Source organism: Microtetraspora glauca (assembly GCF_040656155.1).
GTDB lineage: Bacteria > Actinomycetota > Actinomycetes > Streptosporangiales > Streptosporangiaceae > Microtetraspora > Microtetraspora glauca.
Genome location: NZ_JBFALK010000004.1, coordinates 107,748 through 131,913 on the forward strand (window position 1 = coordinate 107,748; position 24,166 = coordinate 131,913).

Sequence of the window (24,166 nt, forward strand, 5' to 3'; positions counted from 1 at the left end):
GCCGCCCCACCCGGCGCCGCCGGCGGAAGTCACGCAGCGACGCGGCCGCACGCGAGCGGCCTTCGCGCTGGACCGAGCTGGTGGGAGAGTATGAGCCGCCTGCGCGACGTCAACTGGACCGACGCCCTGAGCTACGTCGTTCCCGTGCTCGCGGTCCTGACGCTGGGGCTCGCGTGGGGGCGCGTCCTGGCGCCCTTCGTCGTGGTCGTCGTCGCCTGCCTGCTGGCCGGGGCCGTGCTGTCCGCCGTCCATCACGCGGAGGTGGTCGCGCATCGGGTCGGTGAGCCGTTCGGGTCGCTCGTCCTCGCGGTGGCGGTGACGGTCATCGAGGTGGCGCTGATCGTCAGCATGATGCTGTCCGCCGGAGGGGAGACGTCGTCGCTGGCCCGCGACACCGTCTTCGCGGCGGTGATGATCACGTGTAACGGCATCGTGGGTCTGTCTCTGCTCGTCGCCACGCTGCGGCGCAGGGTGGCCGTGTTCAACGCCGTGGGAACCGGTGGTGCGCTGGCCACCGTCGCGACCCTCGCCACGATGTGCCTGGTGCTGCCCACCTTCACCACGACCACACCGGGGCCGGCCTTCTCACCGCCGCAACTGGCCTTCGCCGCTGTCGCCTCGCTCGCGTTGTACGTGCTGTTCGTGGTCACCCAGACGATCCGGCACCGCCAGGCGTTCCTGCCGATCACGACGGAGGGGGAGGTCATCGCCGTCGACGAGCACGCCGAGCCGCCGTCGCCCCGGATGACCGCGGGGAGCCTCAGCCTGCTGCTGGTGGCGCTGGTCGCCGTCGTCGGGCTGGCGAAGGTCGAGTCGCCCGCCATCGAGACGGCGGTCCGGGCCGCCGGGCTGCCGCAATCCGTGGTGGGCGTCGTCATCGCGTTGCTGGTGCTGCTGCCGGAGACGATCGCCGCCGTGCGGGCCGCCCAGAGGGATCGGGTGCAGATCAGCCTCAATCTCGGGTTCGGCTCCGCCATGGCGAGTATCGGGCTGACCATCCCGACCATCGCCGTCGCGTCGATTTGGCTGGGCGGGCACCTGCTGCTCGGCCTCGGGCCCATGCAGATCGTGCTGCTGGCCCTCACGGTCGCGGTGGCGACCCTCACGGTCGTCCCCGGGCGGGCGACCCTGCTCCAGGCCGGGGTCCACCTGGTGCTGTTCGCCGCGTTCCTCTTTCTCGCGATCAGCCCGTGAGGGCTCGCCGCCGATCCGTACAGGGGACCGGCGGCGAGGTCTCGACCCGGCCTCGCGGGTGACCGTCCGGAGGGACTTCCAGAGGGACTTCTGGGGGGACTCCTAGAGGGAACGGCCCTCGGCGGCGTGGAGACGGCGGCGGTGGTCGGCGAACACCTCGTCGTTCGACGCGACCGTGGCGCCGGGAACCGTCGGCGAGACGAACGTCGGCACGACCACACCCCGGCTCGCCAGGACGGCCGCCGTGCGGGTCACGATCTCATGGCTCACGACGCAGGCCACGACCGTGGACGCGCCGCCGACCGGGCGGTCCCAGCCGTCCACCTCGACGACCGCGTCCTGCACGGGAACGCCTGTGTCGACGGTGATGTCGCAGATCTCGGCGATCCGCTGCCCGGAGGAGTGCTCGGCGGGGCGCTCCAGGTTGGCGACCGAGGTCACCGCGACCGTGAACAGTCCGCGCTTGGCCGCGTACATGGCCGCCTCGACGGGGGCGGCGTTCCGCCCGCCGTGGGAGTACACCACCATGACGTCACCGGCCGCGAGCGGCTCGTGGTCCAGGTACTGCTGGACGTATCCCTCGGTGCGCTCCAGCCACAGCAGTTCGCGCACACCGCCGGGGCCGAGCACGTTGTGCCACATCAGCCGGGGGTCCGTCAGCGGGTGGATGCCCGCGAAGCTGCCGTAACGCGGGAAGGCGTCCATGGTCGGGATCACGGAGTGGCCGCTGCCGTAGAGGTGGATCAGTCCGTCGTTCTGGATGGTGTCCGCGCAGCGCGCGGCCACCGTGTTCAACGCCTCATCCTGGGTCGAGACGAGCCGGTCAAGGATGTCGATCAGGGTTCGGGTGTAGTTCACGGTGCTTCCTTTCATGGGTGGAGTCATGGATGGGTGGAGTCACGGATCGGATCACTGGATGTGGTCACGGGTTGCGCAGCGCCAGCCGTACGCGGTAACGATCGCCACGCATGACGCTGCGGACGTATTCGAAGGGGCCGTGGACGTCGAAGGTCAGCCGCTCGACGTAGAAGGCGTGGGCGCCGGGAGCCACGCCCAGGGTGGAGGCGTCCTCGTCCAGCACTCCGCCGACCGTGAAGGTCTCGATCGCCTCGCGCGGGACCAGCCCGTAGGTCTCCTTGAGTACCTGGTAGAGCGACCTGTCCGTGAAGTCGAGTTCGGCGATGCCCGGGAACCGTTCGAGGGGGAGCAGGGCGGTCTGCACCCCGACCGGACGCGAGCCGTCGGTCCTGAGCCGCCGCAGGCGCAGTACCGCCGCGTCCGGAGGCGACGGCATCTCGGGCGGCAGCCCGGCCTCCTCCGCGGTGACGACGCTCTGTTCCAGGACCCGGCCGCCCGACGTGTGACCGAGATCGGCCAGCTCGGCGGTGAAGGAGGTGACCCCCCGGGCCCCGGCGGTCAGGCTCGTGTCGCGGACGAACGTGCCCCGGCCCTGCTCGCGTACGAGCGCGCCGCGGTCCACCAGCCGGGCGAGCGCCTGCCGGACCGTGACCCTGCTGACGCCGTACGCCTTGCCGAGTTCCTCCTCGGTGGGCAGCCGCTCTCCGGCCAGCCACTCGCCCTCGTCGATCCGCTGCTGCAGGCTCCGCTCGACCTGCAGGTAGAGCGGGACTCCCGAGGTGGAATCCAGAGCCTTCACGATCATTCCGTCTCCAATCGGGCGGTGAGGAGCGCGCCCACGACCCCCGCGCGTGAGCCGAGCTCCGCCGCGCGCACGGGAACCCGGCCGCCGTCAGGAGAGGCGAAGCGGGCGACATGGCGGTCCAGCAGCGGTCCGAGGACGTCCATCGCGTCCGCCAACCCACCGCCGATCAGGATCACATCAGGATCGATCACGCTGGCGAGTGCCGCCACGCCACGGGCGAGTCGTACGGCGTAGCGGTCGAGCTCGGCGGCCGCCCGCTTGTCACCGCCGCGTGCGGCGGCCACCAGCGCGGGGCCGCCCGGCAGCGCCGACCCCGACGCCACCTGCTCGAACGGCCCGTGAGCGGGGTCGAGTGCCGGGCCGCGCTCGGGTGCCGGGCCGGGTTGGGGTTCGGGTGCTGGTGTGGGGTGGGGTTCGGGTGTCGGGCCGGGCTCGGGAGGCGGCGCGGGCAGCCAGCCCCACGAGCCCGCGCTGCCGTGCGCGCCCTTCCAGATCCGGCCGTCAACCAGCAGTGCCCCGCCGATGCCCGTGCCGACGGCCAGCAGTACGGCGGACCTCGCTCCCCTGGCCGCGCCCTCGGCCGCCTCGGCGAGCAGGGTGAGATGGCCGTCCAGGCCGAGCCGCACCGTCGTGCCGAGCCGCCGTTCCAGGTCCTCCCGGAGGGGCCGGCCCTCGATCCAGGGCAGCGCGGGGACGAACAGGGGGCGGTCGCCGTCCGACGTCCCCGGAAGCCCCACCCCGACCGCCTCCGGCCGTCCGGCCGCCGCGCACAGGGTCGCTATCTGGTCGAGGAAGGCGTCGTACGAGCCGGCGACGGGAACGGAGACGATCTCCCCGCGCCGGCCGGACGTCTCGGTCAGCACGCGGACGGACGTGCCGCCCACGTCGATCCCGATGAAGATCAACCCTTCACCCCCGTACGCGCGACGCTCCGCACGAACACCCGCTGCGCGAGCAGGAAGACCAGCATGGTCGGCACGCTGGCGATCAGCGCCCCCGCCATGACGACGTTCTGGTAGCGCACGCTCGTGCTGTAGGAGAGCAGGCGGCTCAGCGCGAGGACCACGGGGAACTTGTCGTCCGACTGCAGGATCGACAGCGGCCACAGGAAGTTGTTCCAGTAGAAGACGAACGCGAAGATCGCCAGGCTGACCACGGCCGGCCGCAGCAACGGTGTGATCACCCGCCACAGGATCCGCGCCTCCGACGCGCCGTCGATGCGCGCCGCGTCGATCAGCTCGTCGGGCACGTCCGAGATGAACTGCCGCATCAGGAAGATCCCGAACGCGTTCGCCAGCCAGGGCAGCATCACGCCGAGATACGAGTCCGCCAGGCCCATGGTCGAAACCAGCCAGTACAGCGGGACGAGGGTGACGATCGGCGGCAGGAACATCGTGGCGACGACGGCCCAGAACAGCACGTCGCGCCCCTTGAAGCGGTACTTCGCGAACACGTATCCGGCCATCACGCTGGTCACCAGCACCGACAGGGTCGACACCCCGGCGATCAGCACGCTGTTGAGGAACGCGTCGCCGAACGGGATGACCTGGAACACCTCGCCGAACGCGCCCAACGACGGGTCGGCGGGAAACCAGGTCGGGGGGACCTTCTGCAGCTCCTCCGGCCCCTTGAGCGCCGAGATCACCATCCAGTACAGCGGGAACAGCGGCACCAGCATGACCAGCGCGAACGCCAGCGCGGTCGCCACGCGTACGGCATGCTTCATGACCGCCTCCTCATCGCGGCGAGTACGACACCGGCGACGGCGACCAGGACCAGCAGCAGGCTGAACGCCATCGCGCTCGCCTGACCGGCGAGGCCGTACTGGAAGGCGGACCGCTGGATGGCGAACGACAGCACCGTGGTGCTCTCCGCCGGGCCACCCTGGGTGAGGATGTAGACCGGGTCGAAGACCTGGATCGCGTTGATGATCGCGATCAGCACGATGAACGTGGTCGTACGGCGCAGCAGGGGCAGCGTGACGCTCACGGTCTGCCGCCAGAATCCCGCTCCGTCGATGCGGGCCGCCTCGTAGAGGTCGATCGGGATCTGGGTGAGCCCGGCGATGACCAGGATCGTGTAGTAACCGATCATCTGCCACACGTGGAAGACGACGAGCGAGACCAGGGCCGTGCCCGGATCGCTGAGCCAGGCCGGCGCGTCCAGCCCGACGGCGTCGAACGCCTGGGCGATCGGGCCGTAGTCGGGGGCGTAGAGCGCGCCCCACACGATCGCGATGGCGACGGTCGGCACGACGTACGTCGAGAACAGCGCCGCTCTGGCTACGCCCTTGCCCGCGTTCTTCGGGAAGTAGAGCAGCATCCCGAGCGCGAGAGCGAGGGGGATCGTGACCACCAGGACGAGCAGCACGTAGATCACGGTGTTACGGAGGGCGGTGAAGAACTCCTGGCTGGCCAGCAGATCCTGGTAGTTGCCGAGTCCCCGCCACGACATCTCGGACAGCGGCGTGTACATCGACCAGTCGTGCAGGCTGATCCAGAAGGTCAGCGCGATCGGCACGGTGACGAACACGCCGATGACCGCCATGGACGGCGACAGGAAGGCGACCGCCGCGGCCCTCCTGGAGATCCCCCGAGCTCCCGCCCGCCGTCCGGGCGTCGCCCGGACGGCGGTGGTGGAGCGAGTCCGTACCGTCATGCGCCGGCCTTGGTGAGGATGTCCGCGACCTCCTTCTGCGCCGCGGCCATCGCCTCCTGCGCGGTCTCCTTGCCGAAGACGACGTTCTCGATGTGCTTCTGCACGGCCTGGCTCATGGCCTCACCGCCCAGCACGGCCGGGAACGGCTTCGCGTTCGGCAACTCGGCCACGTACGCCGCGATGAACGGGTCGGAGAGGTCGCTCTTGTGCGCGGTCAGGTCGCTGGTGCGGCTGGGCAGGATGCCCATCGACATCAGGATGTCGGCCATGGCCGAGGAACCGTTCTTGCCGCTTTCCGGGCCGTTGAGGAACGCGAGGAACTTCCAGGCGGCGTCCTGCTTGGCCGTCGTCGCCTTGCCGTTCACGACCGTGAGCCACGAGTAGGAGACCGGCGCGGACGCGGTGCCGCCCGGCCCGACGGGCAGCGGGGCCACGGCGACGTCGCCGTACTTGTCGCCCATGGCCTCCTTGAGCGCGCTCTGCCACCAGTTGGCCATGATGATCATGCCGGTCTTGCCGTTGACGAAGTTGTCGAGGTAGGGGCCGGTGGTGTTCGCGTTCGCGTTGCTCATGGACGGCTGGGTCGAGCCCTCCTTGACGAGCCGGGCGTACAGCTCGGCCGCCGCGAGGACCTTCGGATCGTCCAGTTTGGGGGTGCTGCCGTCGAGCAGCGCGCCGCCGTTCGATCCGACGAGCGACAGCCAGGGGTGGACGACGCCCGCGGGCCAGCTCGTGATGACGCCGAAGCCCTGCTGCGTGACCTTGTCGCCGTCGCGCTTCGTCAGCTTGGCGGCGGCGGAGACCAGCTCGTCCCAGGTCTTGGGCGGCGCCGCGATGCCCGCTTCGGCGAAGAGCTTCTTGTTGTAGTTCAGCGCGTAAAGATCGACCTCGTTGGGGTAGCCGCGCGCGGCGCCCTGCTTGGTGATGCCGTCCACCAGGTTGGCGGGCCAGTTGGCCTTGAGGTCGGCGGCGGCCGTGGCCGGGGCGGGCGCGGCGAGGCCGTCCCTGACCAGCTCGGGCAGCCAGAGGTCGTAGATCCCGGCGATCGTCGGGCCGCCCGGGCTCGCTCCCTGCGTTCTCAGCGTGCTGAGCAGGTTGGCGAACGGGACCGCTCGCACGTCGACGGTGACACCGGGGTTCTTCTTCTGGAACTCGGAGGCGGCCGCCTTCAGGGCCGTCACCTGCTCGGGTCCCCAGTGGGTGAGGAACGAGATCGTCTGCTTGCCGCCGTCGTTCCCCGTGTCGCCCGAGCCGCCACATGCGGTGAGCGTGAGCGCCAACGCGGCGCCAAGGGAGATCACTCCGGTGATCCTCAAGGGGGTTGCCTCCTCCCCGCTGTACGGCGCCGCACTCGGTGGCGTCGTTACATCGTTAGGTTGTTATAACGAATTTCCGGACGGTTGGGAACCCCTCCCCACACGCCGTTTTCGCCGTCCCTCGGCCCGTGTTTCGTGGCCCACCAGGGGCGAGACGTAGGTCGCGCTGCCGTTCCTTCCCGCGCCGCGTCGCAGGTCGGAAGTGCGAATCCGTGGGCGGAGGCGACGTCCCAAGGGCGTGGGGGGTGGTGGTCCCGGTCACGTCCCAAGGGCGTGTGAATCCGTGGGCGGAGGCGACGTCCCCAGGGCGGAGTACGTGAGGCCGGGCGGCCCGGCGCTGACCACTGGTACAGGCCGTCCTCGTCCAGCCATCCCTGTCGTCGTGTCCGTCCAGGCCCACCAGGCCCCTCCAGCGGAGGGCGGCCCGGAAGCGGACGCCTGGGTTGACGGCGCGACAGGTCGATCAGGGGTGGGGCGGTTTGGACGCGCGGCCGGGAGCGTCCAGGCCGGGACGGTGATGGGTCTCCCGAATTCGTGGGGTTTTATGGATTCGATTGTTACGGGTTCGCCTTCCCGGCATGCCTACATCGGACGGTTTGTCTGGTGTGCATCGGGGATGTGTCGCTGAGGCTGTGATGTCACAGGAAAGATCGTCGTATGTCGCAGGTGGCGTGCGCCTCGGACGCTCAACCGAATTAAATTGATTTGGCGCATATGTCCAGAAATAGTGTGTCGCTAATTTCATCGAGATCTGCGACAGAATTCGTTGTCTCCTGCGAATCTGTCGTGCAATAATTCGTGTAGATGTTCGGATACTGCTCGGGGGGTGGCGTGAACGGGGCATTTGGGTCTTTCGAGTTCTCTACGGAAAATCGGTCACGCCGTTCTCTTAAGGGACCGTGCGATGCCGAGTGGTGGGCGCAGGTGGCGGCGCTCAAAGCGCCCCGCGCGTCGCGCGGAAGTTCGGTGCTCGCGCTCGATGATGCCCTCGATGGCACCTTCGGCAGCGTCTCCGGCGGCGGCAGTGTCGGTGCGTCCGGAAATGCGTACGATGGTCCTCGGCGAAACTCCCGCGACGGCACCTGCGGGGCCCGCGATGGCGCCTGCGGGGATATTGGTGACAGTCGCAGTGCCTTCGGTAATCCTCCCCGCGATGCTCGGCGCGATGAGTCCCCTGGTGACGCCCGTGACGCCCGTGACGGCGTTCTCGGTGACATTTACGACAATGCACGCAATGGTGTCCATGGTGGAACTCCTACCTTTTTTCGCGACGATGCCCATGACATTTCCGGCGGTGCCGTTGATCGCGATGTTCGTAGTAATGCTCGCGACGAGGCCAATGACAATGCCCGTGGGGGCGTTCCTCACTATGCGCGTGGCGGCATCCATCGGGACGCCCGTGCCGACGAGGGAAGCATCCGTGGCGTTGCCGCTGACGGCATCGGCGGCGATGGCATAGGCGAAGGTCCCGGTATCGGTAGCGCTGGCGGTGTGGGCGCCGGTGTTGTCACAGGCGAGGGATACCGCGCCGGCGAAGAGGCGGGCGAAGGCGCCGGAGCCGGGGGTGAGGTCGGCGGCGGTGGTGGTGCTGCAGGTCGGGGTCCGGGGTGGGGTCGGGTGTCGTGGCCGTTGGTGGCGTCGGTCCGGGAGACGGCGTCCGCTCTGGCGCTCGCGGTGGTGCCGGAGTCCGCGCCTGTGTGTTTGGCCGAGGTAGAGGATCTGTTGTTCGCGCGGGATCGGCTGGTTTCGGCGGTCGCGGCGCGGGTGGAGCGGGTCCACGCTGCTGGTGAGGCCAGGGCGCATGGGCATGCGTCGACGAAGTTGTGGTTGCGTACGGCGGCGGGGATGAGCGTCGCGGGGGCGGGGCGGTTGGTCGCGCTCGCGGTCGAGCTGGCTCGTCTGCCTGTGGTTCGGGCTCGGTTCGCTGACGGCAGTCTGGCGGAGGGGTATGTGACGGCGATCTGCGCGGCGACCGGCCGGTTGACCGATGAGCAGGCCGGCCTGGCGGAGTCGATTCTGGTCGCGTTGGCGGATCAGGCGGGTCCGGCGGAGATCGCGCGGGCGGGCCGGTATCTGTATGCGGTGCTCAACCCGGATGGTGAGGATGACGATGCCGAGGCTGATTATCGGCAGCGTTTCCTGCTGGTGCGGGAGAGTTCTTCGGGTGGGCTGGAGGGAGAGTTCCGGCTTCCCCGCGAGGCGGGGGCGCGGTTGCGGGCGTTGCTGGATGCCTATGCCAAGCCTCGGGCTGTGGGTGATGACCGGCCGTTGCGGGTGCGGAACGCTGACACGTTGATCGCCGTGCTGGAGCGGCAGATCGGCACCGAACTCCTTGTTCTGATCAACGCCGAGTCCCTCCCCGACGACCCGGCCGGCGCTTCCGCATGCGACACGACCATCCAGGGCGCAACCGCGCAGGACACAACCACCCAGGACACAACCACCCAGGACACAACCGCGCAGGACACAACCGCGCAGGACACAACCACCCACGACAGCGCCGCCGCCACCGGAACAGGAACCCGAACGGGCACGGAAGCGGGCACAGAATCCGGAACGGAAGCGGCAGCGGGCACCGGAACGGGACCGGAAGCGGGACCAGCAACGGGCACCGCGACGGACACCGAAGCGGGACCGGCAGCGGGCACAGAATCCAGAACGGGACCGGCAGCGGGAGAGGGAGAGGGAGAGGGAGAGGGAGCAGTCACGGGAGCGAGCGTCCTCGCAAACACGGCTGGCACTGCTCCGGAGACCAGATCCGCGGCGACGGACCCGACCCCCGAGAGCGCCTCCACCATGGCGGTAGCAACCACGCCAGGTTCCGCCGCTGTCCCCGCGTCCGAGGCCGCCACTGCCGACGTGGCCGGCGCTGCCGAGGACACGTGCGCCGCAACACGCGCAGCTGAATCCGCACGTCCCGGCGAGCAAGCGAGTGATGGCGCTCCTCGGTCCGGCGGAGTGCCGGGCGTGCAAGCTGTACGAGAAGAGCTTGGTGCGGCCTGGGATGACCAGGCGTCGTCCCCCCATGAACCGACCTTCCCCGGAGCCGGGGCGGGACCGACATGGGATGAGCGCACATCGTCGCAAGAAGGGCCGTGCACCACCCAGCATGAGCACGCACCATTCCGAGAGGGGCCGGGCACGGCACAGCATGAGCGCACACCGTCCCAAGAGGAGCCGGGCACCACCCAGCATGAGTGCACATCATCCCGAGAGGGGCCGGGCACCACCCAGCATGAGTGCACATCGTTCCGAGAGGGGCGGAATGCGGTCCGAGATGACCAGCCATCGACCGTAGGTGAACGAGAGGCCGCATGGGATGGGTGGAGATTAGCCCAAGGTGGGCCGAGCACAACGCGGAACCAGCCGAGCACAACGCGGGACCAGCCGAGTGCGGCGCGGGACCAGCCGAGTGCGGCGCGGGACCGGCCGAGCACAGCGCGGGACCAGCCGAGTGCGGCGCGGGATGAGCCGGGTCCGGCACAGGGCGAGCGGGTCTCTGATTGGGTGACGCCCGGTGGGCTGATCTCGGGCCGGAGGCTGCCCGGACTGCTGCTGGCCACTGGGCAGTTCCTGCCCGTCTCCGATGTCCACCGCCTGGCCAACACCTCCACGCTGGCGCGCCTGGTCATGAACGCCGACGGCGAGGTCCTCGACATGGGCCGCAAAGTCCGGCGCGCAACGGCCCCGCAACGCAAGCTCATCCTCAGCCGCTACGCCACCTGCATGGTCGATGGCTGCCACCTGCCCGCTCACCTGTGCCAGATCGACCACATCGATAACTGGAGCGACGGCGGCGCCACCGACCTGGACAAACTCGGACCCACATGCCAGTTCCACAACCGCGACCGCTACCGAAACCCCCACCGCTACCGGCTCTATCGGGCCGGCAAGAACCGCTGGGCCTTCGCCTATACCGGCCCTCGGCCCACCACGGCCTTTCGCTAGGCCACGGCCCGTAGATCCACGGCCTGTGGACGAGCCGCCGGAACATACTCCGGGTACACGGATCGGGGGCGCAGGGCTGTGGCATTCGATGGCCATGGCAGCGAGTCCTGAGGGCTACGGATGCAGGAGCAGCGGACGCAACCGCTGTGGAGTGCGACGGCTGCGGGGCTCGGGCTCTGAATCCCGTTGCCTTGGGCACTGGGCTGCGGGTTCGGCGGCTACGAGAAATGTGGCGCGGCCCCATGCGCGTGCGGCCCATGCGCGTGCGGCCCATGCGCGTGCGGCCCATGCGCGTGCGGCCCATGCGCGTGCACCCCATGCATGTACGGCCCCCATGCATGTACGGCCGCTGCGGTGCGACCCAAACGTGTGCGGGCTAAACGTGCGGGCTAAACGTGCGGGCTAAACGTGTACGGCCCGCGCCGGGTGGGCGCGGGCCGTCAGGATAGGCGTCATAGATCGGGCATGAGAGGTTCTGGCATCAAAAGGCGATGCCGGGCGTGATCAGGCGACGGTCTCGGGCTCCTCGATCTCGTCGACGGTCCGGCGTGGGCCGGTGAACCACTTCCGCGCCGAAAGGGTCCACCACAGGGCGATGCCCAGCAGTACGGCGCCCACGGCGATCGGTGCGTAGTTCACGGACGTCCAGGCGAAGTCGTCGCTACCCGGCACGCCGGCGGGCGCGATCGGCAGGATGAAGTAGACCGAGATCACCGCGATCTCGACCACCGAGATCCAGCCGAGCACCTTGTACTTCGGCCCGAGCGTCCACGGTCCGGGCTGGAAGTCGGCCCCGGCGCGCAGCCGCAGCCAGATCGGGATGAGAAAGGCCAGGTAGAGCCCGATCACCGCGATGGACACCACGGCCAGGAACGCCACGGGCGTGGTCGTGCCCTCGGGGGCGTACAGCGCGGGCAGCGTGATCAGCAAAGCGACCGCGCAGCCGCCCAGGATGGCGTTGACCGGCGTGCGGTTGCGGTCCACCCGCGACCAGAGCCGCCAGCCGGGGACCGCGCCGTCGCGGGAGAACGCGTACGTCATCCGCGACATGGAGGTCACGCAGCTCATGCCGCAGAAGAACTGCCCGATCGTGGAGATGCCGAAGATCACCGTCGCGAGCGTGGATGACAACGACGACGTGAAGATGGCGCCGACGAAACCGGCTTCCTTGTTGACGGCATCTACGTCGGTCGCCGCGAACAGGAACGACAGCAGCAGGATCCAACCGCCGATCGCCGAATAGAAGATCGACTGCCAAAGGCCCTTCGCCGCGGTCCTGGCCGCGCCGTGGGTCTCCTCGGAGACGTGGGCGCAGGCGTCGAACCCGGTGATCGTGTACTGCGTGAGCAGGAACCCAAGCGGCAGGACGTACAGCCAGAACGCGGGACCGGAGTCACCGGAGCCGAATCCAGAGTTGTTGAACCGCTCGAACAGGAAGCCCACGCTCTGGTGCTCCGACGGCCCGAAGATCAGGATGAGCACGACCGCCGCCGCGCCGAACACATGCCACCACACCGACACGTTCTGCAGGATCGAGATCAGGCGGTGGCTGAAGATGTTGATCAGCGCGTGCAGCACCAGGACGACGGCGAACAGCAGGAACGTCTGCCGCAGGGCGTCGCCCTGGGCCCAGCTGTCGCTGAAACGGCCGATGGTGATGTTCAGGAAGGTGGCGCAGCCGTAGTCGACACTGGCGGTCACCGCGATCAGGCCGATCAGGTTGAGCCAGCCGGTGAACCAGCCGTGGATCGGCTTGCCCAGCTTGGCGGCCCACCAGTAGATGCCACCCGCGGTCGGGTAGGCCGAGACCAGCTCCGCCATGCAGAACCCGATGATCAGGATGAATGCCGAGATCAGGGGCCAGCCTACGGAGATCGCGAGCGGTCCGCCGTTGTTCCACGCCTGGCTGAACGTCGTGAAGCAGCCGGCCAGGATCGAGATGATGGAGAAAGAGATGGCGAAGTTGGAGAACCCGCTCCAGGTCCGCGAGAGCTCCTGTTTGTAGCCGAGTTCGGCAAGTCGTCTGGCGTCGTCGTCGAGGGCTTGCGCCATGAGGCCTCCTCTAACTGGTGGGGGGTATCCGGCCGTCGATGAGATGGCCGAAGCTGGGGGCGTCGAGGTCGCGTACGGCTCGCGCGAACTTGGCGGCGGCCTCGGCGTCGAGTTGGAAGTCGGAAAGTGCGCGGTTGCGGATGAGCCCGCAGTGCACGACGAACCACAGCGCCCAGGCGAGGTTGGACATGATCGCGTTCAGCCGTACCCGCGGGGCGTGCCGGTCGTCGCCGAAGTACGCCCGCGTGAGCCGTACGACCTGATCGGGGTCGTAGTCGGCCTCGGCCGCGATGTCGCCGAGCTCGAAGCAGGGATCGTTGTCGCCGGAGAGCTGGTAGTCGACGATGCGGATCTCGGCACCGGCGTCGATCAGGTTCTGGGGGAGCAGGTCGTTGTGGCAGGGGACGGTGGGCAGCGGCGCGGCGGCGAGCGCGGCCTCGATCTCGGCGACCACCGGCAGCCGGTCCGTGTATCCCTCCGGGAGCGTCAACTCGTGCGTACGACAGATGGCGAGCAGCTCGTCGAGCTTCCGGAAGATCGAGAACGAGTTGGCGAACCGCGGTCCGGCGTGCAGGCGCCGGCATGCGGCGGCGACCTTCGTGATCGTCTCGGGGGTGCTCATCACGGCGACGTCGAGGGTGACGCCGTCGATGTACTCCAGGACCATCGCGCCGGGCAGGACGTGGAGGACCTGGGCGCCCACACCGGTGGCCGCGGCGCACAGCGTGTTGGCGATCTCCTGGTGAAGGGGGACGCCGAGGCCGGTCTCGGCGATCCGGGGGTCCAGTACGCGCAGTAGCCAGCGGTCGCCGTCCTCCGTCTCCACACGCGCGATGTGGTGACTGAATCCGCCCTTGATCGTCGTGTGGGTGACCGGCCGACCGGCCCAGTCCGCGACGAGCGCCAGTGCGTCCTGAACGAGGTCTGGCATGGGCGACTCCTTTTGGTCTACCTTCAGACCATTGATCCGATTCTGCAGGCGGGGTGTTACGGAATCAAGCAGCCTCATGTGACATCTGAGGTCGCGGGAAAGGTGCCGATGTCGCGAATTCCAGCCGACGCTCGGGCGGTCGTCATCGGTGGTGGTGTGGCGGGGTGCAGCGTCGCCTACCATCTGGCCAGGCTCGGCTGGACGGACGTGATCCTCGTCGAGCGGCACGACCTGACCGAGGGCACCACCTGGCACTCCGCCGGATTCGTCGGCCAGCTCAGGTCCACCGTCACGCAGACTCGCATGATCATGTACTCCGCCGGGCTCTATCCCGAGTTGCGCGAGCTGACCGGCCTCGACCCCGGATGGCACGGCGTGGGCGGGCTGCGCCTCGCGACGACGCCGGAACGCCACGAGGAGCTCCTGCGTCAGGCGGCGGCGGCCGAGGCATACGGGCTCGATATGGAGGTGCTCGACCAGGCGGGGACGCTGGACCGGCTTCCCCTGCTGGAGGTCGCCGACGTGCGCGCCGCGCTGTGGCTTCCCGGCGACGGCTGGCTCGATCCCGCACGCCTGGGTCTGGCGCTGGCCGAGGGTGCCCGCCGGCTCGGCGTACGGATCTTCACCGGAGTCGAGGTCACCGGCATCGACGTGGCCGAAGGGCCCGGGGGCGCCGAGGTGCGTGCCGTACGGCTGCGCGACGGGTCGGGTGGCGGGGCGGGTGGAGAGTCGGGTCGAGAGTTGGTGGTGCGGACCGGGACGGTGGTGAACGCGGCGGGGGCGGCGGCGGGTGTGGTCGGCCGACTGGCGGGCGTGAACGTGCCGATCGTGCCGATCAAGCACCAGTACGTCGTCACCGCGCCGAAGGGCGTGCCGGCGGAGACGCCGACCGTGCGGGACCCGGACAACATCGTGTATTTCCGGGAGGAGGACGGCGGCATCCTCGTCGGGGGTTACATCAGGACTCCGCAGGTCTGGGACACCGCCCGCCCGCTCGCCGAACCCCGCACGCTCTTCGCCCCCGATATGCCGAAATTTCAGGAATCGTGGTTAGCGGCGGTGCGACGGGTTCCCCTCCTGGGCGACGTCGGGACCGGGCGGGACGCGGGCGAGTTCCGCAGCGTCGTGCACGGCCCCGAGGCGTTCACCCCGGACGGCGAGTTCCTGCTGGGGGAGACCGCGACGCGAGGATTCTGGGTAGCCGCCGGATTCTGCGTGCACGGCCTGGCCGCCGCGGGCGGCGTGGGCAAGGTCATGGCCGAGTGGATCGTCGACGGCACGCCCGAATACGACGTCTTCGGAATGGACATCCACCGATTCGGCGGGCACGCGCGCTCGTCGCGGTGGGCGCGTGCCAAGGCGCTCGACTCGTACAGCAAGTACTACGACATCGTCTATCCGGGCGAGGAGCGCACCGCCGCCCGCCCGCTCCGCAGGTCACCCGCGTGGGTACGGCACACCGAGCTGAAGGCGTCCTTCGGGGAAAAGGCGGGCTGGGAACGCGTCAACTGGTTCGAGTCCAACGCCGATCAACCGGACTCCGATGGTGTGGTGGCTGACAGGCTGTGCGCCGAGACCCTCCCGGCCGCCGAGACCGTGACCACAGGGGTGGAGACCGTCGGGACCGCCGAGGCCGTGGGGTCGGGGGCTACCGAGCTCGGGGCCGGGGCCGCGCCGAGGGGGTGGGCGGGGAGGGTCTGGTCGCCCGCGATCGGACGCGAGTGCCTGGCCACCCAGAACAGCGCGGGGCTCTTCGACCAGACTTCCTTCGCGAAGCTCGAAATTTCCGGTCATGGCGCATTGGCCATGCTCGAACGTGCCTGCGCCGGACGGATCGACCGGCCGATCGGCACCGTCGTCTACACCCAACTCCTCAACGAGCGTGGCGGCATCGAGGCCGACGTGACCGTGACTCGGCTCGCCCGGGACCGGTTCCGCCTGGTCACAGGTACGGCCTTCGGCGTCCACGACGCCGCCTGGCTGCGCCGCCGGCACATCGGAACCGGCGTCGAGAACGGGCTCGAAAGCAGAGCCGAGAGCGAGATCGGGAACGGTGCCAGGAGGGGGAGCGGGAGTGGTGTCGAGAACGGTGCCGGGAACGGTGCCGGGAAGGCGATCGAGAACGGCGTCGAGATTCGGGACGTCACCTCGGCGTACGCCTGCTACTGCCTGTGGGGTCCGAAGGCGTACGACATCCTGAGTGGCCTCACGGACGACGACCTGACATTCGGCTACCTGCGAGCGCGTGAGATCAGCGTCGGCCACGTTCCCGTGCTGGCCCAGCGGGTGACCTTCGTGGGCGAGTTCGGCTGGGAGCTCTACTGCCCGGTCGAATACGGCCTGACCCTGTGGGACACGCTGATGGACGCCGGGCTGCCGCACGGCATGCTCCCCGCCGGTTACAAGGCCATCGACGCGTTGCGGCTGGAGAAGGGCTACCGCGTCTGGGGCCTGGACATCACGCCCGAGACGACACCGCTTGAGGCCGGTCTCGGCTTCGCCGTACGCGAGGAGACGAGGACCGCGCTGCCCGAGCCCCGGCAGACGCTGCGCTGCCTGATCGTGGACGATCCCCGCGAGGTCTGTCTCGGCGGCGAGCCGATCAGGCCCGTCCATCACGACGCCCCGCCATCCACGCGGCCGTTCGCGTCCTCCGCGTCACCGACGTCGTCATCCGGAGCCTCACCAAAGCCGACCGCGCCGACCATATCGACCGCGCCGACCACATCGATCACGCCGACCCCGTCGATCTCGCGGGTTACCAGCGGCGGGTACGGCTACCGCGTCCACCGCTCGATCGCGTACGCGTACCTGCCTGTCGAGATCACCGGACGAGTGGAGATCGGGATCAACGGAGGGTGGGTGGGGGCGCGGATCGTGTCCGAGCCGCCCTACGACCCCGGAAACACCCGCATCCGAAGCACGCCCTGGCAGGAGGCGTGATCTCCGGCATGCGGCGGCGAGCGATCGACGCGGTGAGAGTGGCTCCGACGATCTGTGCGTGAACGCCAACGCCCACCTGATCAGGGCTCTCGGTTGTGAGTTCGAGGCCGCCCTGACCATGAACGTCGGGGACGCCGGCAGCTACGCCCGGATCAGCGCTTGGTCGCGTGAACGCGGTCACTTTCGGGAGCGCTCCAAGAATGCTCCGGGAGTGAACGCTCGACCTCGCCCGATCACGGGGGCAGTTCGGCCCGGGTGGGCAGGCCCTGCCATGGGCTCGGGCTGGCCACGGCGAACGCGGCCACGGCGATGCCCCGCTTGAGCCGGTCGGCCGGATGCAGCCCGTCGAGCATCGCGCTCAGATATCCCGCCACGAAGGCACCACCGACCTCGGTCGCGTCCACCGCCGTGACGGGGGCGGCCTGGGTGTCGTAGCGCAGCCCGTCCACTGTCGCGCTCGCCCCCTTGGACCCCCGGGTGACGACGAGTTCGGGGATCGTGCCGATCACGGAATCGACGAGGCTCAGTTCGTCCTGATTGGCGAAGAGCACGTCGGCGGACGCGGCCAGCTCGGTCAGGCCCTGCCGCGCCTCGTCCACGCTCTCCCAGAGGTACGGCCGGTGGTCGACGTCCACGGAGACCAGGACGCCCGCGTCCCTCGCCAGCTTGACCGCGTGGTGGACCGCGCTCCAGGAGAACCCGCTCAGCGCGAGCGTGATGCCGGTGACGTGCAGGATCCGTGCCGACTGTACGGCCTCGGCCGGCACGTCGCCGGTGGAGAGCCGCGATCCGGCCGATCCCGCCCGGTAGTAGACGGCGTGCGTCGCCCGCCCGATCCGGCGTTGCCGTACGACCAGGCCGGTGGAGGCCGTCTCGTCGACCCGGACGGAGGAGACGTCCACCCCCTCGCCGCGCAGCGTCGTCAAGGCACGGGCGCCCAGTTCGTCGGAGCTGACCCGACCCAGCCAGCCGACGGAATGTCCCAGCCGGGCCAGCCCGACCGCCATGGTCAGCTCGGGCCCTTCCATGTCGAGTCGGGCGGTGCCGTCGTGCCGGAGCCGGTCGGCGGACACGACGCCGAGAACCTCGCCGAGCGTGAACACCTCCGACCCGGCGGCCGGCAGCATATTGACGGTAGAAACAGTCATGTATGTCTTTCTCCGCGATCGATCGCGAACGATGCGGAAAAGCATGACAGAGGCGGCTCCGCGTCGGGAAGTGTCAGAGCGATCAAGAACGCTGTCGTATGCCCCTCGCCGCGCCCCGAGACCGCATGGCGCTCGCGGGTGGCCCGGAAGTTCGGCGGGGCAACGAGATCTGAACGGTCCGGCGGCTGAGTTCGCCGTGTGGGCGGGCCGGCGGGGGTGCCGACGCGGGGCGTGTCTCAGATGTCGCACTGCGAAGATCGCTTCGGCCTTGCCCTCCACCACGCCCTCGGCCTTTCCTTCCACCAGGCCTTCCGCCCTGGCCTTGGCTACGTTGTCGCGGGCCAGTCGCTGAGGAATTCACGGGTTTCGGTCTGCATGAGATTCTCCAGGTGCTCCCAGATCTTGTGGGGCAGCGCCGCACGTCCCATGTCAGTATCGGGTCATTGATCTGGGGTTCCAGATCGAATGCCGGAGATCTAGTCGCCGAAGGCGTCGACGGCGGCCTGGCAGAACGCTTTGAGATCGTCCGGTTTGCGGCTGGTGATCAGCGTGTTCGCCCCGTCGGTGTCGACCACGACCTCCTGGTCCACCCAGTTCGCCCCCGCGTTGCGCAGGTCGGTCCGGAGGCTCGGCCACGAGGTCACCGTACGGCCGCGGACCGCGTCGGCCTCGATCAGCGTCCACGGTCCGTGGCAGATGGCGGCCACGGGCTTGCCCGCGTCGAAGAACGCCTTCGTGAACTCGACGGCCTTGGGCTCCGCACGGAGCATGTCGGGGTTGGCTACCCCGCCGGGAAGGATCAGCCCGTCGAACTCCGAGGCGGAGACCTGGTCGAGAGTCGAGTCGACCGGGAACGACTCCGCCTTGTCCAGGTGATGGAACGCCTGGATCGTGCCCGGATCGGTGGAGATCAGTCGAGGGTTGCCGCCCGCGTGCTGTACGGCCTTCCACGGCTCGGTGAGCTCGACCTGCTCGACGCCCTCCGGGGCGACGAGGAACGCGATCGTCTTGCCCTGGATCATGTCTGCTCCCTCGTGCCGGTTCACCTGCGATTTCTTCGGTTTGCGACCGACCTGCCCAGCGATCGGGGATCTATGCGGGAACCTGGGTAGAGGACCGGCATGCCATTGTTCGTTGGCACCTCCGGCTGGCAGTACGCCGACTGGGGAGACCGGCTGTACTCCGGAGTGCCGCATCGGCTCTGGCTCGAAAGGTACGGCGAGGCGTTCTCCACGGTGGAGAACAACAACGCCTTCTATCGGTTGCCGTCACGGGAGACCTTCGAGTCGTGGGGCGAGCGCACTCCCGGCGATTTCGTCATGGCGGTCAAGGCGAGTCGTTTCCTCACCCACATCAAGCGGCTCAAGGATCCCGAGGAGCCGGTCGAACGGCTGCTCGGGGTGGCGGAGGGCCTCGGTTCCAAACTCGGTCCGATCCTGCTGCAGCTCCCGCCCACGCTGGCGGTGGACTGTGAGCGGCTCCACCACTGTCTGGCCCGGTTCCCCGGCAAAGTACGGGTGGCGGTGGAGTTCCGGCACACCTCGTGGTGGACCGAAGAGGTGCGCGAGACGCTGGGCGAGTTCGGCGCCGCCCTCTGCTGGGCCGACAGCCGGGGCCGCCCGCTGAACCCGCTGTGGCGGACCGCGCGCTGGGCCTACCTGCGGCTCCACGAGGGACTGGCCCGGCCGCTTCCCTCGTACGGTGACCGGGCGTTGCGCTCGTGGCTGGACCGGCTGGGGGACGTACCGGACGCCTACGTCTACTTCAACAACGATCACGGCGGCGCCGCCGTACGCGACGCGCTGCGGTTCGCCGACCTGGCCCGCCACGCCGGTCGCCGCGTGAGCCGTACCGGCGTCGAGGGCTCAGCCGAAGAGGCGGCCGGAGACTGAAGCGCCTGACTCCGTCATGTCGCGGCCGGTCAGGCACTGTGCTCGACGGCCAGCCGGGTGAGCTCGACCCGGGACCGGATGTCCAGCTTTCTGAAGATCTGCCGCAGGTGGAACGCCACCGTGTGCACGCTGATGAACATCTGCTCGGCGACCTGGCGATTCGTCCATCCCTGCGCGACCAGGAGTGACACGGCGCGCTCGGTGTCGGTGAGGCTGTCCCAGCCGGTGACCGGCCGGTCGGCGTAGCTCCAATGGCGGCGGCGCACTCCCTCCTGGCGCAACCGGCGGCGGACCCGGGCGGTGTCCCGCGTGGCGGCCGACTCCCCGTATCCGGCGAGGGCGCGGTTCAGGCTCTCGATCCCGGCCGCCTGGTCGCCTGTACGGCACAGGAGCACCCCGAGGTCCTCCTCCGCCGAGGCCCGCGACCAGGGATCGGCGGCTCGGTCCGCCGCCAGCGCGAGCGCGCGGGGATCGCCGTCGATCAGGCCGCGCGCGTGTGAGACTCCGGCGCGGGGAACGCCGGGATGGCCTGCGGGCAGCCGGTCCAGGGCGGTCGCGACGAGCTCGGCCCGCCTCAGGTCGCCGGTGCGGAGCGCGACGCGGACCAGCCAGACGGCGCAGCCGGGTTCCCCGGCGAGCACCCATGGATGCCGTGCCAGCCCGGAATAGACGTCATCCCGGAGCATCTGCTCCATCGCGCGTTCCGCGCCCTCGCCCGCTTCGGTCACGCGCCCCGAGGCCATGGACCGGATCAGGTCGTCGCCGCCGGGACACGCCCGTACGGACGGGTGGCCGGGAGACCGAGCCGGCGCGTGGGCGAGCGCCGCGCGCAGATCGCCGCGCCGCAGTGCGACCGTGACCAGCACGGACGCCGCGAGTGAGCCGATCAGGCCGGTCGCCGGGGTGCCGTCGGCGCGCAGGCACGTCCGCGCGTCGGCGGCTGCCTCGTCGAGCCGTCCCGACGCGAGCGCCGTACGGGCGCGCAGGACGGCCTGGCCGCGCGCCCGGTCCGCGTCCGTCCAGCCGGTTTCGGCGGCCGGAGCCGGCGCCGTCGCCGAGGCCGGGGGTGTGGCGGGAGCCGTGCCGAGGAGGGAACGCGCCTCGTCCGGCCTGCGGGCGTCGGCGAGCAGCAGGGCGAGGGCGAACCGCTCCTGTCCGGCGGCCACGCCGTCGCTGATCTCGCTGATGTCGCTGCTGTCCCGGTCTCCGGCGCCCCCGTGGCCGAAGTGGCCGAAGCGGCCGAAGCGGCCGAAATCATCGGGTCCGCCGAGACGGTCGGCGCGACCGGAACAGCGTTCGGCCTGGTGGCAGAGGGCGAGCCGCAGCGGCCGGGGCAGGCCGGTCAGCACGGCCCGCCAGACCAGCTCGTGCCGGAAGGCGAGATCGTCCCGGACCGCCACCAGCAGGCCGGCCGCGAGCGCCTCCTCCAGCGCGGGGAGCAGCATCGCGGGGGACGCGCCGAGCAACTCGGACACGTCGTCGGGCGAGAACGACCGCCCGAGGACGGCGGCCGCCTCCACCAGGTGGCGGGCCTCGCGGCCCAGCCCGTCCAGGCGGTGCCGTACGAGCACTCGTACGCGGCGCGGGAGCACGGGGGACAGCAGCCGGGCGCATCCGCCCGCGACCTCGACCGCGCCCTCGTCGCGCAGCCCGTCGACGAGCTCGACCAGCAGGTACGGGTTGCCTCCCGCGCCGGAGGCGAACGCGAGCAGTTCCGGTTCGGGCCGGGCGTCGAGCAGGTCGGCCACGATCCGGGCGACGGCCTCGTCCGGCAGCGGGCCGAGCGTCATCCTGTGGGCGCCGTGCCGTTCCAGGACGTCGAAGAGTCGCTCCGCCTCGTGCCTCTGGCCGCCGGTCGAGCGGGCGAGGATCCAGGCGAGCGGACGGGACGACAACCGGCACTGGAGGGTGCGCACCGCCATCAGTGTGGCCGGGTCGGCCCAGTGGAGATCGTCCAGCGTGACCAGCAGTGGGCCGGTGGCCATCCGCTTCTCCATGTGGATCCGCAGGCGTTCCAGCCGGGTCTCCAACCCCTCGGAAGCGGGGTCGTCCTCGGCGGGCATGTCGTCGAAGGCGGACAGGATCGGGTTCAGGGGGATGAGCCGGTCGAGTTCCTCGGCGCCGCCCGTCGCCAGGCCGAACCCCCGCGTGGACGCCTGCGCCGCCGCCCGGGTGAGCAGGGTCGACTTGCCGGTGCCCGGCTCGCCGTCGATCAGCAGGACGCCGTCCTCGCCGGTTCCGGCCCGTTCCAGCACCCCGGCGACGGCGGCCTCTTCGCATGCGCGCATCACATGTCCCCCGAAAGATGTCATGCCGCGAAATACCTGGTCAGTTGATGTGACGGCTACCCGTATCCGTGACGACTACACGATTTGACGGTGTGGCCCGGCGACCGGCGGGCGACGCTCAGAAGAGGGCCCGCCGCGTGAAGGCGCCTCATGATGGCGCGCGCCATCGGACCAGGACGTACGTGCCGGGGTGTGCCCGGACGGTCAGGCAGTGTCAGGCAGTCAGGTGAGGGAGCACCGCATGGCGAAGGCAGTCGGCATCGATCTGGGCACCACGAACTCCGTGATCGCGGCGATGGAAGGCGGGCAGCCGTCGGTGATCCCCAACGTGGAGGGATCGCGGACCACCCCCTCGGTGGTGGCGTTCACCGACCAGGGCGAACGGCTCGTCGGCCAGCTCGCCCGGCGGCAGGCGATCCTGAACCCGAAGGGCACGATCTACTCGTCCAAGCGCTTCATCGGACGCCGCTACGACGAGGTCACCAGCGAGATGAACGCGGTGTCCTTCGACGTGGTCGAGGGACCCGGCGGCGCGGTGCGCTTCCAGGTGCGCAACAAGCAGTACGCCCCGGAGGAGATCTCCGCCCTGGTGATCAGGAAGCTGGTCGCGGACGCCGGGAAGTTCCTCGGCGAGAAGATCACCGAAGCCGTCATCACGGTGCCCGCGTACTTCAACGACGCCCAGCGGCAGGCCACCAAGGACGCCGGCAAGATCGCCGGCATCGAGGTCCTGCGGATCATCAACGAGCCCACCGCGGCCGCCCTGGCGTACGGGCTGGACAAGAAGGAGAACGAGACCGTCCTCGTCTTCGACCTCGGCGGCGGCACGTTCGACGTGAGCATCCTGGACATCGGCGAGGGCGTGGTGGAGGTCCGCTCCACCTCCGGGGACACCCACCTCGGCGGCGACGACTTCGACCGCAGGGTCGTCGACCACCTGGCCGACGAGTTCCAGCGGCAGGAGGGCATCGACCTCAGGCGAGACCCGCAGGCGCTCCAGCGGCTGTTCGAGGCGGCGGAGAAGGCCAAGGTCGAGCTGTCGTCGGTCACCCAGACCACGGTCAGCCTGCCGTTCATCACCGCGGACGCCAACGGCCCCAAGCACCTGAACACGACGCTGATGCGCTCGACCTTCGAGCAGATCACCGCCGACCTGGTGGAGCGCTGCACCAAGCCGGTGGAGCAGGCGATGGCCGACGCGAAGCTCACCCCCGACGACATCGACGAGGTCATCCTGGTCGGCGGCTCGACGCGCATGCCCGCCGTGCAGAACCTGGTACGCCGGATGACCGGGGGCAAGGACCCCAACATGACCGTCAACCCGGACGAGGTCGTGGCCATCGGCGCGGCCGCCCAGGCGGCGATCATCAAGGGCGAGGTCAAGGACGTCCTGCTGCTCGACGTCACCCCGCTGTCGCTGGGCGTCGAGACCCTCGGCGGAGTGATGACCAAGGTCATCGAGCGGAACACGACGATCCCCGCCCGCCGGACGGAGACGTTCAGCACGGCGGAGGACAACCAGAGCGCCGTGGACGTGATCGTGCTCCAGGGCGAGCGCGAGCGGGCCGCGGACAACCGCGTCCTCGGCCGGTTCCGCCTGGAGAACATCCGGCCCGCGCAGCGCGGTACGCCGCAGGTCGAGGTGACGTTCGACATCGACGCGAACGGCATCCTCAACGTGTCCGCCAAGGACAAGGACACCGGAGGGGAGCAGCGCATCACGATCAGCGAGAGCTCCAACCTGGACAAGTCCGAGGTGGACCGCATGGTCGCCGACGCCGAGCAGCACCGCGGGGAGGACACCAGGCTCCGCGAGTTGATCGACGCGCGCAACGAGCTGGACACGGTCGCCTACGCCGTCGAACGCCGGGTGAACGAGCTCGGCCAGGCGGTGCCCGTACACGAGAAGGCGCGGGCGGAGACGCTGGTCACGGACGCGCGGCAGGCGATCAAGGAGGAGGTGCCGATCGACCGGCTCCGCTCCCTCACCGCCGAGCTCCAGCAGGTCTACCACGGTCTCGGCGCGTCCTCGGCGGCTCAGGGGCCTCCTGGGGAGGCCGGGCCGGGCCGCCCGCCCGGAGGCGAGGGCGGCGAGGACGTCATCGACGCCGAGTTCACCACCTCGGACTGACC

Annotated in this window: 17 protein-coding genes; 5 read left to right on the top strand and 12 right to left on the bottom strand. The window is 69.7% G+C overall.

Annotated elements, in window-relative coordinates:
• The first annotated feature begins 90 nt into the window (after positions 1-90).
• Positions 91-1,194: a calcium:cation antiporter gene (locus tag AB0I59_RS09545; RefSeq protein ID WP_061260897.1), complete on the top strand. Its 1,104-nt coding sequence runs from the start codon at positions 91-93 to the stop codon at positions 1,192-1,194.
• A gap of 102 nt (positions 1,195-1,296) precedes the next feature.
• Here AB0I59_RS09545 and AB0I59_RS09550 read toward each other — a convergent pair whose 3' ends face one another.
• The 7 genes from AB0I59_RS09550 to AB0I59_RS09580 form a co-directional block, all read right to left on the bottom strand.
• Complete coding sequence (locus AB0I59_RS09550) at positions 1,297-2,052, bottom strand: sugar isomerase domain-containing protein (RefSeq protein ID WP_358131708.1); 756 nt, start codon at positions 2,050-2,052, stop codon at positions 1,297-1,299.
• Positions 2,053-2,116: 64 nt separating this feature from the next.
• A complete protein-coding gene (locus AB0I59_RS09555; protein ID WP_358131710.1) occupies positions 2,117-2,851 on the bottom strand; it encodes a GntR family transcriptional regulator in 735 nt (244 codons plus the stop codon).
• 2 nt (positions 2,852-2,853) lie between these two features.
• A complete protein-coding gene (locus AB0I59_RS09560; protein WP_358131712.1) occupies positions 2,854-3,762 on the bottom strand; it encodes an ROK family protein in 909 nt (302 codons plus the stop codon).
• The gene (locus AB0I59_RS09565) at positions 3,759-4,583 is read right to left on the bottom strand and encodes a carbohydrate ABC transporter permease (RefSeq protein WP_061260903.1); all 825 of its coding nucleotides are present in this window, start codon (positions 4,581-4,583) and stop codon (positions 3,759-3,761) included. The genes AB0I59_RS09560 and AB0I59_RS09565 overlap by 4 nt, the downstream gene beginning before the upstream one ends.
• Positions 4,580-5,515: a carbohydrate ABC transporter permease gene (locus AB0I59_RS09570; RefSeq protein ID WP_358131714.1), complete on the bottom strand. Its 936-nt coding sequence runs from the start codon at positions 5,513-5,515 to the stop codon at positions 4,580-4,582. The genes AB0I59_RS09565 and AB0I59_RS09570 overlap by 4 nt, the downstream gene beginning before the upstream one ends.
• Entirely contained in the window at positions 5,512-6,831 is a 1,320-nt protein-coding gene (locus AB0I59_RS09575; protein WP_082777566.1) for an ABC transporter substrate-binding protein, read from the bottom strand. Before AB0I59_RS09575 ends, AB0I59_RS09570 begins: the two co-directional genes overlap by 4 nt.
• Before the next feature lie 876 nt (positions 6,832-7,707).
• On the bottom strand, positions 7,708-8,640 hold the full coding sequence (locus tag AB0I59_RS09580; RefSeq protein WP_358132054.1) for a hypothetical protein: 933 nt from the start codon (positions 8,638-8,640) through the stop codon (positions 7,708-7,710).
• Here AB0I59_RS09580 and AB0I59_RS09585 point away from each other — a divergent pair.
• Positions 8,596-10,779 carry an HNH endonuclease signature motif containing protein gene (locus AB0I59_RS09585; RefSeq protein ID WP_435830930.1) on the top strand — a complete coding sequence of 728 codons (2,184 nt, stop codon included), beginning with the start codon at positions 8,596-8,598 and terminating at the stop codon, positions 10,777-10,779. The two genes, AB0I59_RS09580 and AB0I59_RS09585, sit on opposite strands and share 45 nt — an antisense overlap.
• Positions 10,780-11,283: 504 nt before the next feature.
• On the opposite strand, the gene AB0I59_RS09590 is transcribed toward AB0I59_RS09585, so the two are convergent.
• Positions 11,284-12,831 (bottom strand): amino acid permease, encoded by a 1,548-nt coding sequence (locus AB0I59_RS09590; protein ID WP_061258172.1) that lies wholly within the window; start codon positions 12,829-12,831, stop codon positions 11,284-11,286.
• 10 nt (positions 12,832-12,841) lie between these two features.
• The gene (locus AB0I59_RS09595) at positions 12,842-13,762 is read right to left on the bottom strand and encodes a phosphotransferase (protein WP_358131716.1); all 921 of its coding nucleotides are present in this window, start codon (positions 13,760-13,762) and stop codon (positions 12,842-12,844) included.
• A gap of 108 nt (positions 13,763-13,870) precedes the next feature.
• Between AB0I59_RS09595 and AB0I59_RS09600 the strand changes: the two genes are divergently transcribed.
• On the top strand, positions 13,871-16,705 hold the full coding sequence (locus tag AB0I59_RS09600) for a GcvT family protein (protein WP_358131717.1): 2,835 nt from the start codon (positions 13,871-13,873) through the stop codon (positions 16,703-16,705).
• A gap of 233 nt (positions 16,706-16,938) precedes the next feature.
• On the opposite strand, the gene AB0I59_RS09605 is transcribed toward AB0I59_RS09600, so the two are convergent.
• Positions 16,939-17,853, bottom strand: a complete 915-nt coding sequence (locus AB0I59_RS09605; protein ID WP_358131719.1) for a sugar kinase — start codon at positions 17,851-17,853, stop codon at positions 16,939-16,941.
• Positions 17,854-18,329: 476 nt separating this feature from the next.
• On the bottom strand, positions 18,330-18,875 hold the full coding sequence (locus AB0I59_RS09610) for a type 1 glutamine amidotransferase domain-containing protein (protein ID WP_061258176.1): 546 nt from the start codon (positions 18,873-18,875) through the stop codon (positions 18,330-18,332).
• A 99-nt stretch (positions 18,876-18,974) separates the two neighbouring features.
• Here AB0I59_RS09610 and AB0I59_RS09615 point away from each other — a divergent pair, with 99 nt between their 5' ends.
• Entirely contained in the window at positions 18,975-19,745 is a 771-nt protein-coding gene (locus AB0I59_RS09615) for a DUF72 domain-containing protein (RefSeq protein ID WP_358131721.1), read from the top strand.
• 29 nt (positions 19,746-19,774) lie between these two features.
• Here AB0I59_RS09615 and AB0I59_RS09620 read toward each other — a convergent pair whose 3' ends face one another.
• Positions 19,775-22,033, bottom strand: a complete 2,259-nt coding sequence (locus AB0I59_RS09620; RefSeq protein ID WP_358131723.1) for a helix-turn-helix transcriptional regulator — start codon at positions 22,031-22,033, stop codon at positions 19,775-19,777.
• Positions 22,034-22,274: 241 nt separating this feature from the next.
• On the opposite strand from AB0I59_RS09620, the gene dnaK reads away from it, so the two are divergent.
• A complete protein-coding gene (gene dnaK, locus AB0I59_RS09625) occupies positions 22,275-24,164 on the top strand; it encodes a molecular chaperone DnaK (RefSeq protein ID WP_358131725.1) in 1,890 nt (629 codons plus the stop codon).
• The last annotated feature ends 2 nt before the right edge of the window (positions 24,165-24,166 follow it).